The sequence below is a fragment of the Cupriavidus necator N-1 genome, assembly GCF_000219215.1.
GTDB lineage: Bacteria > Pseudomonadota > Gammaproteobacteria > Burkholderiales > Burkholderiaceae > Cupriavidus > Cupriavidus necator.
On record NC_015726.1, the window covers coordinates 413,297 to 426,654 of the forward strand.

Annotated in this window: 12 protein-coding genes; 10 read left to right on the top strand and 2 right to left on the bottom strand. The window is 61.5% G+C overall.

What is annotated here, in order from left to right; translation table 11 throughout:
• The first annotated feature begins 103 nt into the window (after positions 1 to 103).
• The 8 genes from CNE_RS02050 to CNE_RS02085 all read left to right on the top strand — a co-directional run bounded on the left by CNE_RS02050 (position 104) and on the right by CNE_RS02085 (position 9,423).
• The gene (locus CNE_RS02050) at positions 104 to 652 is read left to right on the top strand and encodes a single-stranded DNA-binding protein (protein ID WP_013955485.1); all 549 of its coding nucleotides are present in this window, start codon (positions 104 to 106) and stop codon (positions 650 to 652) included.
• 130 nt (positions 653 to 782) lie between these two features.
• On the top strand, positions 783 to 2,060 hold the full coding sequence (locus CNE_RS02055; protein WP_041227720.1) for a tyrosine-type recombinase/integrase: 1,278 nt from the start codon (positions 783 to 785) through the stop codon (positions 2,058 to 2,060).
• Entirely contained in the window at positions 2,060 to 3,592 is a 1,533-nt protein-coding gene (locus CNE_RS02060) for a site-specific integrase (RefSeq protein ID WP_013955487.1), read from the top strand. Before CNE_RS02055 ends, CNE_RS02060 begins: the two co-directional genes overlap by 1 nt.
• A complete protein-coding gene (locus tag CNE_RS02065) occupies positions 3,585 to 5,663 on the top strand; it encodes an integrase (protein WP_013955488.1) in 2,079 nt (692 codons plus the stop codon). The genes CNE_RS02060 and CNE_RS02065 overlap by 8 nt, the downstream gene beginning before the upstream one ends.
• Positions 5,656 to 6,126: a hypothetical protein gene (locus CNE_RS02070; protein ID WP_013955489.1), complete on the top strand. Its 471-nt coding sequence runs from the start codon at positions 5,656 to 5,658 to the stop codon at positions 6,124 to 6,126. The genes CNE_RS02065 and CNE_RS02070 overlap by 8 nt, the downstream gene beginning before the upstream one ends.
• Before the next feature lie 319 nt (positions 6,127 to 6,445).
• Complete coding sequence (locus CNE_RS02075) at positions 6,446 to 7,489, top strand: porin (protein WP_238553030.1); 1,044 nt, start codon at positions 6,446 to 6,448, stop codon at positions 7,487 to 7,489.
• 15 nt (positions 7,490 to 7,504) lie between these two features.
• On the top strand, positions 7,505 to 8,491 hold the full coding sequence (locus CNE_RS02080) for a Bug family tripartite tricarboxylate transporter substrate binding protein (protein ID WP_013955491.1): 987 nt from the start codon (positions 7,505 to 7,507) through the stop codon (positions 8,489 to 8,491).
• Positions 8,488 to 9,423, top strand: coding sequence for a BMP family ABC transporter substrate-binding protein (locus CNE_RS02085; RefSeq protein WP_013955492.1), 936 nt, complete (start codon positions 8,488 to 8,490; stop codon positions 9,421 to 9,423). Before CNE_RS02080 ends, CNE_RS02085 begins: the two co-directional genes overlap by 4 nt.
• Positions 9,424 to 9,430: 7 nt before the next feature.
• On the opposite strand, the gene CNE_RS02090 is transcribed toward CNE_RS02085, so the two are convergent.
• The gene (locus tag CNE_RS02090) at positions 9,431 to 10,603 is read right to left on the bottom strand and encodes a GGDEF domain-containing protein (RefSeq protein ID WP_013955493.1); all 1,173 of its coding nucleotides are present in this window, start codon (positions 10,601 to 10,603) and stop codon (positions 9,431 to 9,433) included.
• A 398-nt stretch (positions 10,604 to 11,001) separates the two neighbouring features.
• On the opposite strand from CNE_RS02090, the gene CNE_RS02095 reads away from it, so the two are divergent.
• Positions 11,002 to 11,346 carry an RcnB family protein gene (locus CNE_RS02095; protein WP_013955494.1) on the top strand — a complete coding sequence of 115 codons (345 nt, stop codon included), beginning with the start codon at positions 11,002 to 11,004 and terminating at the stop codon, positions 11,344 to 11,346.
• A gap of 86 nt (positions 11,347 to 11,432) precedes the next feature.
• Here CNE_RS02095 and CNE_RS02100 read toward each other — a convergent pair whose 3' ends face one another.
• Positions 11,433 to 11,726, bottom strand: a complete 294-nt coding sequence (locus CNE_RS02100; RefSeq protein ID WP_013955495.1) for a hypothetical protein — start codon at positions 11,724 to 11,726, stop codon at positions 11,433 to 11,435.
• 495 nt (positions 11,727 to 12,221) lie between these two features.
• Between CNE_RS02100 and CNE_RS02105 the strand changes: the two genes are divergently transcribed.
• Entirely contained in the window at positions 12,222 to 13,259 is a 1,038-nt protein-coding gene (locus CNE_RS02105; RefSeq protein ID WP_148271558.1) for a collagen-like protein, read from the top strand.
• The last annotated feature ends 99 nt before the right edge of the window (positions 13,260 to 13,358 follow it).

The window sequence follows — 13,358 nt, forward strand, 5'->3', positions numbered from 1 at the left end:
GTTCGTTTACGTCACCGCAGTATCGCGTCACACTACATCCGCTTTACCGTCATCGTATTGCCACGCTTTTCAACACAGCGCGTGGCTTTTGGAGAACATTCACATGGCATCGGTCAACAAAGTCATTCTCGTCGGCAACCTCGGCGCAGACCCGGAAACCCGCTACCTGCCCAGCGGCGACGCCGTGACCAATATCCGCCTGGCGACCACCGATCGCTACAAGGACAAGCAGAGCGGCGAGATGAAGGAGGCCACCGAATGGCACCGCGTCTCGTTCTTCGGCAAGATCGCCGAAATCGCCGGCCAGTACCTGCGCAAGGGATCGTCGGTCTATATCGAAGGCCGCATCCGCACGCGCAAGTGGCAGGACCAGTCGGGCCAGGACAAGTACTCCACTGAAATCGTTGCCGACCAGATGCAGATGCTGGGTTCGCGCCAGGGCGGCGGCGGTGGCGGTGACGAAGGCGGCTACGGTGGCGGCGCAGGCGGCGGTGGCTACAGCCGCGAAGCGTCGGGCGGCGGCTACGGCGGTGGCGCCCGCGGCGGCCAGGGCGGTGCCCAGGGTGGCGGCCAGAGCGGTGGCGCGGCACGCCGTCCGCAGCAGCCGGCCTCGAATGGTTTCGAGGATATGGACGACGATATTCCGTTCTAGCGTGGAACAGACTTAGATCTGTAAACAACTCAAGCCTCACCATTGATTTGGTGGGGCTTTTTTCTTTGTTTACGCCTTTAGGTGAGGTTTTCTATACTCTTTATGTGTTCACCTGTGGAGAGTGTAAACAATGACCAACCCTTACGCCGTGAGAACCCTGAGGTTGTCCTCGGGGGAGCGGTTGCCCGTGCTCATCGACACGAGGGTTGGCATGCCGCTATTTGCGCCTACCGTGTACTCGCTGACACAACTCAGAGGGCGCAATCTCGCAGCGAACACCATCGAGCAGTCGCTGCGGCACATCATCGTGCTGCTGCTCTTCCTTGAGCAGCGCGGCATCGACATCGAGACGCGCTTTCAGGAGGGTCGCCTCGTCGACCTAGCCGAGATTGAGTCACTGGCAAATGCATGTTCCCTTCATCTGGCCGACATAGATGCAGCTGAGGGCCAGAAGGCTGGGGCGAAGCCTGCGCGCATGCCGTCCTTGGAGCGATTGCGCATGCTTCGTTCGAATGCGGGGGCCAAAACGGTTGACGCCGCTTCAGCGGCCAATCGGGTCCGCGGAATTGCGGACTACCTCTCCTGGTTGGTCAAGTCGCATTTATTGAAGCTATCTGCCAGCAGCTCGTCGTTTCAAGCTCTTGAATCCACTCGGCAGATGGTTATTCAGGCGCTGCTGGCCCGGGCTCCGTCCCACCGCAGCAGGAACGTCGTGGCGGCCCGCGAAGGCTTGCCTCCTGAGACCGCTGCCCGCCTCTTGAAGGTGACTGCCAAGAATTCCCCCGAGAATCCTTGGACAGGTGAATTCATCAAGCTCAGAAACGAGCTGCTCTTCCGATGGTTGTATTCCTTCGGCCTACGTCGAGGTGAGTTGCTGAATGTGAAGGTTTCAGACATCTCCTTCCAGAAGGAAACAGTAACCATCGTCCGGCGGGCGGATGCGCCCGAAGACCCGCGAAAAGAGCAGCCTACTGTTAAGACCAGGGACCGCGTATTGCCCATCCCGTCCGACCTCTGCCGGCTGACCCATGATTATGTGCTTCACGGTCGTCGCCATCTGACCGGCGCCCGGAAGCATGAATATCTGTTTGTCGCCGACAAAACAGGTGCCCCAATGTCTCTGAGTGCGTTGAACAAGTGCTTTGCTTTTCTGCGCACTCATATTCCCGATTTACCGGACGACTTGTCTCCTCATGTGCTACGACACACCTGGAATGACAATTTTTCTGCTGCCATGGACCGAATGAAGACGCCGGAAGCCGATGAGCAGAAGATGCGTTCATTCCTTATGGGGTGGTCGGAAACGTCGGGCACAGCGGTCAATTACACACGGCGACACGTACGGAAGAGGGCCAATGAAGTGTCCCTCCTGCTCCAGTCTGAAATGACCAATAAGAACGACATCTGATGACCGCATTACCCGCAATCATCGAAGAAGCGTCACCTATCGTTCGAACCCGTGGCGGAGCTTGGTTCGACCCCAATCAGGTGAGATGGGTAATTCGGGAGGGGCATGGGGCTGCTAGCATTAACTTTGAACGATTGATGGGTGTGGCAACGCCGATGTTCGTGCATGGTTTCCGGAAGACGCTCATCTGGTACGCAGAAAACAAATCTCTGCGGCATCTAGATAACATGTTCCAACGGGCTGAGCACTTATTTAAGCATCTCAATGAAGGTCGACTGGAGCCGTTACACGAAATCTCGGAAGTTAGCCTGCTCAACTATCATTCGTCACTTGGGAATCAGAAGTGGTATCTCGGTTCGTTGGCAGGGTTCCTTAAGAAGTGGCATGCCCTTGGTTACCATGGTGTGACCACCCCTGCAATAACCCTCTTAAATGAGCTTAGGCTGGCGGGAAATATTAAAGGGGTGGCGGTTTTGACGATGGACCCGCACAACGGGCCGTTCACGGATATTGAGCTTGAATCCATACAAGCAGCACTGAATAACGCGTACGCTTGTGGTGTCGTCGCCAAGGACGATTACCTGCTGGCGTGGCTATTTATGCTTCTGGGTCAGAGGCCATCTCAATATGCCCTACTGAAAGTGTCGGACGTCCACGCGCCGAAAATCAAGGATGGCTCTCGAATCCACTGCCTGAAAGTCCCCCGTGCAAAGCAACGACAAGCTGCGCGGCTTGAGTTCAAGGAACGTCTTTTGACGCCGCAGATTGGCGAGTTGCTGTACGAGTACGCCAACGAGGTTGAGAAATCCTTTGAAGGAAAGCTAGAAGACCCTCGCGAGGGTCCACTATTTCCTGCAGATTCGACTGGACTGCAACCGGCCGGAATGGAGTATCACCAAGAGGCCGATTCCCTCGCGCGAAAGCTTGTCCGGGCGCTGACGAAGCTGGAGGTGTTTTCCGAGCGCACTGGCGACCTTATCCACATTACGGCCACCAGGTTCCGCAGAACTCTGGGCACCAGAGCCGCGCGAGAGGGGCACGGCGAACTCGTTATCGCTGAATTGCTGGACCATACCGATACCCAAAATGTCGGCGTGTATGTGCAATCGACGCCCGAAATCGTCGAGCGCATCGACAAGTCGGTCGCTATGGCTTTGGCGCCGTTGGCGCAAGCGTTTGCCGGAATCGTCATTGCCGACGAGTCGGCGGCTATTCGAGGAAAGGACCCGTCGAGCCGAATCTTCGACCCCCGCATCGAAAGAAGCTGTCAGCCAATGGGAAGCTGCGGTAGCCACGGTTTTTGCAAATTTTCTGCTCCAATTGCGTGCTACACCTGCCAGAGCTTCCAAGCTTGGCTCGATGGACCGCATGAGGCCGTCTTGAATCATCTGCTCGCCGAGCGCGAGCGTAAGCTGACTACCACTGATATGCGGATTGCCACTATTAATGACCGGACGATTTTGGCGGTTGCTGAAGTGATTCGGCAGTGTGAGGCTCATAGGGAGACAATGGAGTTGGCAGCCCATGGCTGATATTGTCCTATTTACGCCAAAGTCAGAATGGGACGCAAGCGAAAATCTGAATGATTTCGTTGCCATGTGCAGGGAGCAGCTGACTGTGTTCGGCGCAGATTTATGCTTCGATGAGAATGTTTGGGATATAACGGACGCAATTGAGCTAAAAGGCCGCGGAAATAAGCGATTTCGTGTGGTGTTTTCAAATCTATCAACGGCGAACGATGCGACTGTCCGGCCCATGGCCGAGCCCTTTTTGTCATTCGCGAAAGCAGATTTTCGATACTCTTTTGCAATGAGGCCTACGAAATCGCCGGACCGTAGAATGGTTGCGCTCCGTGCCCTGGAGGAGGCTCTGGCAGAGAATGGGAATTATCCGGACCCTGTCAGGATGACGGCGGAAACATTTAATCGTGCGGCGCAGCTTGTGAAGGAGCGTTTCTCGATGTCCTCGGCCTACCGGGTTGGAGGGCAGCTGGAGCTGTTATCCAAATTTCTTTCCGATAATCACTTGGTGGCGGTAAGAATTGACTGGCGAAACCCGTTGCGTCGGCCAACTGACACTTCTCGCGTCGGAAAGGAGTTTGACGAGCGTCGCAACAAGAAATTGCCGTCGGCCGCCGCATTGGAAGCTATTCCGAAGATATTTCAGACTGCCACCGAACCTTCCATTGTCTTTGCCAGTGCTATTGCAGCAACATTATGTTCCGCCCCGGACCGCATAAACGAAATCCTACTGCTCCCCGCCAATTGTGAAGTGCGTGAGAAGAAGGGTGATGGTACTGAAGCGTATGGTTTAAGGTGGTGGTCTGCGAAGGGTGCTGAGCCTATGGTCAAGTGGGTTGTGCCATCCATGGCTGAGGTGGTTTCCGAGGCAATCAGGCGAATTCGTGACCTCAGTGCTAATGCACGGAAGGTTGCTGTTTGGTATGAAGAGCACCCAAATGAGGCATACCTGTCCGAGGCTGCAGAACATCTCCGCCACCAGGAGTGGCTCTCCGCGTCTGAATTGAATTTAGTGCTATTTGGGGATGAGACAGTGCCGCGGCAATCAGGTACTCAATGGTGCAAACTTAAGAAGGTGACCCTAATAAAGAGGGGGAGAGCTAGCTATGCTAAATTCGCGGATGTCGAGGCAGCCCTCCTTGAGCTATTGCCAAAAGGGTTCCCTTGGTTGAGCAAATCTGTGGGCTTGAAGTATCGGGATGCCCTTTGCATTGTTCGTGAGAATGAGCTTCATTTTGACGCTAATATCCAGGTTGGTCGGATAGCTGCGGTCACAATAGACCAAATCCATGTCTGGCTTGGAGGGGCGACTGAGAAATGGTCGATTTTTTCTCGGTCAGATTTTTGGGAACCTGATGGAAGTGCAATTAAGATAACGTCTCATCAGTTCCGCCACTATTTGAATACACTGGCTCAGGCCGGCGGCATGAGTCAGTTGGACATTGCAAAATGGTCCGGGCGGCGAGATATTCGCCAGAACGCAGCATATGACCATGTTTCGGCTGACGAGCTGGTATTGAAGATTCGCAACGCTCTGGGTGACGACCGCCAGATGTTCGGCCCCCTGGCTGAGCTTCCTAAACGCATCGTGATTCATCGCGACGAATTCGCCCGTCTGAAAGTCCCAACGGCGCACACCACTGAGTTTGGTGTCTGCATTCATGACTACACGATGGCGCCTTGTCAGTTGCATGCCGATTGCCTCAACTGCCATGAGCAGGTCTGCATCAAAGGGGACGAGGTACGAGCAGCCAGAATTCGTGCGGAACTCGATACCGCCAGAGAGAGCCTGGCGGCCGCAGAACAAGCCCAGGGCGATGGCTATTTTGGCGCCAGCCGCTGGGTGGCGCACCACCGGCTTGGCGTCGAGAGGTTGACTCAGCTATGCGAAATTCTCGATGACCCGAAAGTGCCAATGGGCGCCGTCATCCAGTTATCAAACATACAGACTGCCTCTCGAATCGAGCAGGCAGCTGAGGCGCGCGCTGGGTTGGGGCACGAGGAAGGCTCCTCGGACGAGTCGGTTACTCCTTCCCAAGCCATGCGCAATCTGCTCACCATGATGGAGAACTCTGATGCCTAAGCAATCGAAATCCCGTGCGCGCAACTTGGGGGACGAGGACCTAGAGGCCATCTCGCGCTTGCTGGATGGGTGGGATGGGAAACTCTCATGGGAGCTCCTCATCGAAGCTATCGAGACTCGTCTGAAGGCTCGATATACCAGGCAGGCGCTCAGCCAACACGCGCGCATCAAACTGGCGTTCCAGCTAACGAAGGAACGACTCACAGGGCAACCCCGCAGCAAGCAGCAAGGCTCCGCTGGGCTCGGTGCCACGGAAGCGCAAGCGCTCTTGGAACGCTATCAGAGACTGGAGGGCGAAAACGCAAGGCTCAAGGCTGAGAACGAACGACTATTGGAGCAGTTCGTTGTATGGGCGTACAACGCGAGCAACCGCGGCCTGGATGCCCGGTTTCTAAGCCAGCCGTTGCCGAGAGTCGACCGTGACCAGACGAAGCTGCGTCCCTCAAGACCCAGCAAGTTGTAAAGAACTTGAAGCCTGTGGATAAGTTATTAACAGTCCCGAGTAATTACAAAGTAGGGCAGTGGCGCCACAGTTGGGAAAGCGGTGAGTTGTTTACATTTTTCTTCCGCACAACCGTTCTGACTTACCTCGCTTCACGCATCACCCCGAAAGCCCGCTACGCGGGCTTTTTTGCGCCCGCATTCTCCGCGCAAACCGCATTTCCTCATGCGCACACATTCGTATGCGGATGTGCGGCCACCCCCTATATTTTGCATTCTTAATTTGTATGCAAAATGGAGGGTGGTGCGTGAAGGTGGGGAACACAAGGCGCAGTCACGCCATGGCGCTCACGGGCGTGCTGGCGGGGGCGATCTGCGGCGTTGCGCAGCAAGCGCTGGCGCAATCAGTATCGACTTCCATATCGGTCTACGGCCTGATCGACACCATGGTCCGATACTCGGACAACAACCGCGGGGACCAGAGCCTGGCTGAACTGAGCGAGGGCTACTTCAGCGGCTCGCGCTGGGGCGTGCGCGGCAATGAGGCGCTGGGTGCGGGATGGTCGGCGCTGTTCAACCTGGAAAGCGGCTTCGACCTGGCTACGGGCACTTCGCTGCAAGGCACTGCGGCGTCGAACTACGGACAGGTCGGCACGCAGGGTACAGGCCGGCTGTTCGGCCGGCAGTCGTACCTGGGGATCGAGCACCTGGCGTGGGGGAAGCTGACGGTCGGCCGCCAGTTCACCACGGCCTATGACGCGACCTTCCGCTTCCAGCCCTATGGCCATCCCAATCTCGATGCGGTGGCCATCCTCAACGGCTATACCGGTCCGCGGCAAGACAACATGGCGAAGTACGCGGGCCAGTGGGGCGCATTCTCGGCGACGGCGCACTACACCTTCGGCGAAGTGCCGGGCGATGCGGCGGCCAGCAGCAGCCGGGGGCTGGCGCTGGCCTGGATCACGGCACTGATCGACGTGGGCGCCCTGTTCCAGAGCACCAGTGCCCTGGCGAACGAAGAGAAGCGCACGATCTGGGGCATCGGCGGCAGCAGCCAGCTGGGGCGCGTCAAGCTGGCGCTCGGCTACCTGGACAACCGCTATCACCTGAGCCCGACCCGCAATCATGTGCTGACCGGCGGCGCCACGGTGCAGGCAACGCCCGCGCTGGCGTTGTCGCTGGCGGCCGGCTATGACCGGCAGACCGCCGCCAGCGGCCACCGGCTGATGCTGACCAGCGTGGCTGAGTACAGCTTGTCCAGACGCACTAGCGTCTATGCGGAAGCCGATTTCAACCGCATCAGCGGCAGCTATGCGCTGCCCGCCTTCATGGGCGTGCGTGGCAACAAGTTCGGCGGCGGCGTCGGCCTGCGCCATCGCTTGTAAAGCCGGAGGGCCATCGTGATTTCGAGAAGACAGTTCCTTGCCGCGGCGCTGGCCGCGCCGGCATTGCCGGGGATGCCGGCGCGCGCGGACAGCGGCGCCACGGCATGGCCGCGCCATCCGGTACGGCTGGTGGTGACCTTCCCGCCGGGCGGGTCCAGCGACATCGTGGCGCGGCTGCTGGCACCGGTGCTGCAGGAAAAGCTGGGGCAGCCATTCGTGACCGACAACCGGCCGGGGGCGGGATCGACGATTGGCGCGGCAGCGGTCGCCGCGGCACCCAATGACGGCTACACGCTGCTGATGTCGAACTCGGCGGCGCTGAGCATCTCGCCGTTCCTGCTCAGGCGGCCCGCCTACGACCCGGTACGCAGCTTCACGCACGTGCATTACATCGGCGCGGTGCCGACGGTCTTTGCCGTGCATCCGTCGGTGCCGGCGCGCAACCTCGCGGAGCTGGCGGCGTGGATCCGCGCGCAGCGCGACCCCGTGCCGTTCGGCAGTGGCGGGGCGGCGTCGGTGGCGCATATCGTCGGCGAGCTGTTTGGCCAGCAGGCGGGGTTACGGCTGACGCACGTGCCATACAAGGGCGCGGGTCCGATGCGCGCCGACCTGCTCGGCGGACAGATCCCGTTTGCGGTGGATGCCCTGCCGCAGAACCTGCCATTGCTGCAGTCCGGCGCCTTGCGCCTGCTGGCGGTGACCTCGGCGCAACGCGTGCCGCAGGCGCCCCAGCTGCCCACCGTGGCGCAAGCCGGCTATCCCGGCCTGGTGGCCGAAAACTTCGTCGGCGTCTCCGCGCCGGCCAACCTGCCCGAGGACATCGTGCAACGCTTGCATCAACAACTGCAGGTCATCCTGCAACAACCGGCCCTGCGCGGCCGCCTGGAGGCCCAGGGTTTTGTGCTGGCCGAGCGCCGGCCCGATGAGTTCGCCGCCTACGTACGCCAGCAGGCGCAGGCCTGGGGTCCTGTGGTCGCGGCAACCGGGGCGACGCTGTCATGAGCGCGCGCATCCAGGTAGTGCTGTTCGGACCCGAAGGACGCGGCAGCTTCAACGAAGCCGGGCATGTCGGCGCCATGCGCGCACGCAATGCCGGCCACGACTTGGCGGTGACGTGGATTGCCGATCCGGATCCACAGGCGCGTGCCGCAGCGCTGCTGGCGCTGTGCGAGACCGGTCCGGACCTGATCGTTGCGCATGGCGGACAGGGGGACTATCCCGTTTCGGTTGCCGCGGCTCGCCATCCCGCCCGGCGCTTCGTGGTCACGCAGGGCAGCGTGCTGTGCGCCAACACCGCGAGCTATGCGGTGTTGCAGGAACAGTCCGCCTTCCTTGCGGGCGTGCTGGCGGCGATGGATTCGCGCACCGGCGTGGTTGCCCATTTGTCGGGCGAGAAGGTGTGCCCCGGGCTGAAGGGGCGCGCGGCGTTTCTCCATGGCGTGCGCAGCGTGGTGCCTGGCCTGCCGGCACTCACGACCTTCTGCGGCAACCAGCACGATCCGGCGTTGGCCGGCGGCGCGGTTGCCGCGCAGGCCCGCGCCGGCGCCGATATCGTATTTGCGATGATCGACGGTGGCCGCGACGGTGCCATCGCCGCCTGCCGTGCCGCGGGCATCCGCCAGATCGGCAACGTGCTCGACTGGACCAGCAGGCATCCCGATGTCTTCCTGGCTTCCGCGGTGGCCGACAGCGGCCTGTGCGTCGAGCTGGCGATCGGGGATTTCAAGCGGGACCGGATCGCATGGGGAACCATCCACAGCTTCGGGCTGGAAGCGCCGGCGGCCGTTCGGCTCGCCCTGGGCAGCGATGTCAGCACGGCCGCGCGCGCGGCGATCGACCACTGGAGCCAGCGCTTGCTCGATGGCGGCGTGGCCGTGGCGGAGGGCTATGACGGGCCCGAGTTTGCTGTGGGCGATGCGCCTGCGGTTGCATAGCCGAGCATCATGCCAGCACCGGCATGCCGGCCTCCCGTTCCCACTCCACGCAATTCCTGCCCTTGTTCTTGGCCGCATACAGCACGTTGTCCACGCGCATCAGCAGTGCTTCCAGGTCTTCGCCGGGCCGCAGCGTGGCCACGCCAAAGCTGGCGGTCACCGAGTGCATGCCCGGCAGCACGTCCATTTCCGAGCTCTCCAGCGTCTGGCGCAACCGTTCGGCCAGGTGCAAGGCTGCATCGGGCGGGGTATCGGGCAACAGCACGACGAACTCCTCGCCGCCCAGGCGCGCGGCGATATCGCGCCGGCGGACGCCGGCGGCGATGATCCGGCCGATTTGCGCCAGCACCGCGTCGCCGGCGCTGTGGCCGTAGTTGTCGTTGATGAACTTGAAGAAGTCGAGGTCGCAAAGCAGCACACTCAGCGGCTTGCCCTGAGGTGGCGGGATTTCGCGCGCGGCCAGCGCCTCCAGGCTGCGGCGCGTGTGCAGCTGCGTTAGCGGATCGGTGTCGCGTTCATGCCGCAGGCCGTCGATCACGTCCTGCATGGCCGCCGCCAGCAGCGCCAGCGCCAGCGTGAGCAGCAGCAATGCCAGCGTGACCTGCAGCCACAGCCAATAGGCCGAGCGGGTGAAGGCGGCAGCGTCCTGTCCGGTGGCCGGAGCAATGGTCAGTACCGTGCGCGGCAGGAAATGGAGGGCAAACAACAGGAAGACCCAGAACAGCACCCGGTCCGCGGTGCTGCCCGTGCGCAGGCGGGCAAGCGGCGCGATCCCCAGCAGCAGGATCAGCGCGATGCCGATATTCAGGATGTAAATGCGGGCGACCAGCTGGGGCTGCACGAAATCAAACCAGGCAAGCGTCGCAAACAGGGCCAGCGGCAGCGACACCAGCGCGCAGGTATCGACGCGCGCGCCGATGCGCGCCAGCATGCCACGCAGCATCAGCACGGCACTGCCCAGGTAGAGCGCACCGGTGACCGTGGCGTTGCCGCCGCCGTTGCGCGGCACCCAGACGATCTGCAGGGCGATGGCAAGCGCGTACAGCAAATAGCAGGCACCGAGCTGCAGCAGATAGTGCCGCGTGCGCTCATGGTTCCAGGCCAGCAGGAAGCAGAGCGAAAGCAGGATGGCAATGGCGGGATTGACCAGGGCCAGGAATTGACCAGCATCGTGCAACACGGAGAGTCCCCTGTTTTTATGGTTCTCTGGCAGGGACGGTGCCCGCGTGCGAAGCGCCGTGAACAGGGCGTGAGCCAGGGAACATAGCGGGCGGTGCGCGCCCGCAGCGGCGGGGCCGCGGGGCCACGGCCCGCTGACAGACTGCGTAGCGGCCGCCCGTAACAAATTGTTTCTGTCAGGACCCATTCTAGTCTTGGGTGACGTTAGCGGCTCCCCCCCAATGGGCGCCAACCCGCAAACAATTGTGAACAATCTGCCAAGCCGAATGCATCATCAGTCATATGAAGCGTCGTCGCCATGGATGGCGGATGCCGCAGTTGTCCGTATTTGTGACTAATCTGGTAGATGCTGTCCGGATCCTCCGGCAGTTCGGTTTTCCCGTACGCAAGGAGATCACGATGAAGACCAAGAAAGCGATGCCGGCGCTGTTGCTGGCGGCAAGCGTGCTGGCGGCGCCGTTTGCGATGGCGCAGGGCGGTGCCAAGTCCAAGCCCAAGCCGATGACGGATCCCATGGCCGCCTCTGAGCCGGCGGCGCAGAACTCGCCCTATATGCAGGTGCAGCAGTGGAAGAAGGGTGACCGGCTGCCCACCGAGTTCAGGGACCGCCAGTATGTGATCGACGACTATAAGCAATACAACCTGCCCGCGCCGCGCAAGGGCACCCGCTGGGTCGGGATTGGCGCGGAATATTACCTGGTGGCGCCCAACGGCGTGGTCCAGCAGGTCGGATCGGGGTCCTGACCCGGCCTACTGCGGCGACGGCCGCGGGAAAAAGAAACAAAGCCGCCACGCCAGGGCGCGTGGCGGCTCTTTTTTTGCGATGGGTATCAGATACCCAGGATCTTCTTCGCTTCGAGCAGTGACTTCATCGCTTCGTCATGCTTGCCGGCCTTGTGATAGGCCTCGCCGTCGGCGCGCAGCTTGGCGACCTTGGCGGAATCCTCTGGCGACAGCGCCGGCCTGGTCGACAGTTTGGCGTCGATGGCCTTCATCTCATTGGGGCAGTTATGGGCCAGCGCCAGGCCGGGGGCGCCGGCCAGCAGCAGTGCCATAAGGACAAGGACAGATTTGCGCACGATGGCCTCCACGAAGACGCTGTTGGGATTTCCAGCATAGTCCATCGCCGCGCCGTCCCGCACCTGGCCGGGTGCGGCATGAATCGGCTGGTTTTGCCGGTGCTGCGCATATCCCCCCACGAAGGGGTAAATGGCGATTATTCGTTTCGCTTTTGAACAACCCAGAGTTACGCCGTCTCATCCGGAACTCAACCATTTGGGCGAGATATTGCCGGTATTTTCTGGTCGCGCCGACACGCACGGATGCGGTCGCATGATGCTTGAATCCGCCTGCTCTGAATTGGGCCGGGCAGCCTTCGTGTCACCGCCAGGCGCGGCAATCCGGGTATTTTCATAATCATTATCCCGAGTCACCTGAATTTTAAACGGGCGTTGGCGCTATTGAAGCGGGAGCAGTTTTCCGATGCTCCGGGAGCGCGCTTCATTAATGAAACAGCCCGTGCGAATGCACGATTTATCGGAATCGCCGCGATCTCTAGATTGGGCTCACCCGGCACGGATCCGGGCATGCCGTTAATGAGAAACCGGGGGGCTTCCATCGTGCAACACATTGACCTGAAACTTGCGGCGATCCCGCTCGCCTGCCTCGCCATCCTGCTCGCCGGTTGCGGTGGCGGTGGCGGCGATTCCGCGCCGGCCAACGCTGCGCCATCCGCCAGTGTGGCCGGCCCGGCCGGCGCGAACGGCAAGACCATCCTGTCCGGCACCAATGCGCCCACGGCGGACGCTGGCACGGACGGCGACTTCTACCTCAATGCCACGACCTCGACGCTCTACGGACCCAAGGCTGGCGGGGCCTGGCCTGCCGGCGTGTCGCTGGTCGGCCCGCAGGGGGTAGCCGGCGCGCCCGGCGCCGTGCTGCTGCACGGCGCGGCAGATCCCACCGCTGCCGATGGCGGCGAAGGCAGCTTCTACCTTAATACGACCACCAACACGCTGTTCGGCCCGAAGACGGCGGAAGGCTGGCCGGCCGGGGTCTCCGTGGTCGGCCTGACCGGTCCGGTCGGGCCGGCGGGTCCGGCCGGGTCCGACGGCGCGGCCGGGGCGCAAGGTCCGCAGGGCGAAAAGGGCGAAAAGGGTGATACCGGCGAGACTGGCGCCACCGGCCCCCAGGGCCAGCAAGGAGAGGCAGGCGGGAATGGCGGCGCCGGAGCGACGATCTATACGGCCAACTTCGCTGTGTACAACTCGCCGGATGGCAATGGCACCTATGTCATGACCGGCACCGGGCTGGACCGCCAAAGTATCGATCCGAATTTCGGCGCGGTGATGCCGGTGGGCTGCAGCGGCGGCCTGACCCTGAACGCGAGCCTGGCAGGCGCCGTGCCCGATGACGAAGTCAAGTACACCCTGGCGGCATACCGTGTCGCCAGCGGCGCGGCGCTGGAAACGATCGCCCCGCTTGCCATCACCGACGCGTCCGCCTGCTCGCTCGGAGCCACCGTGCGGACCTGCTCGGCGCCGGCCACGACGACGGTGGCGGCTAACGACATTGTCCAGGTGCAGGTCAGTGGCAACCGCAACTTCAAATGGGGCGGCGCGCTTTACGTCAGTCTTTCCTGCAAGAGCAGCAGCTGATCCATGCGGCGGCCACCCGGCCGCCTCCAACCCTCTGCCAGGGCTACGAGCACGGCCGCGCGCCAGCCGCAACCCGCTCCCTGGTTTTCCTGAACGCCT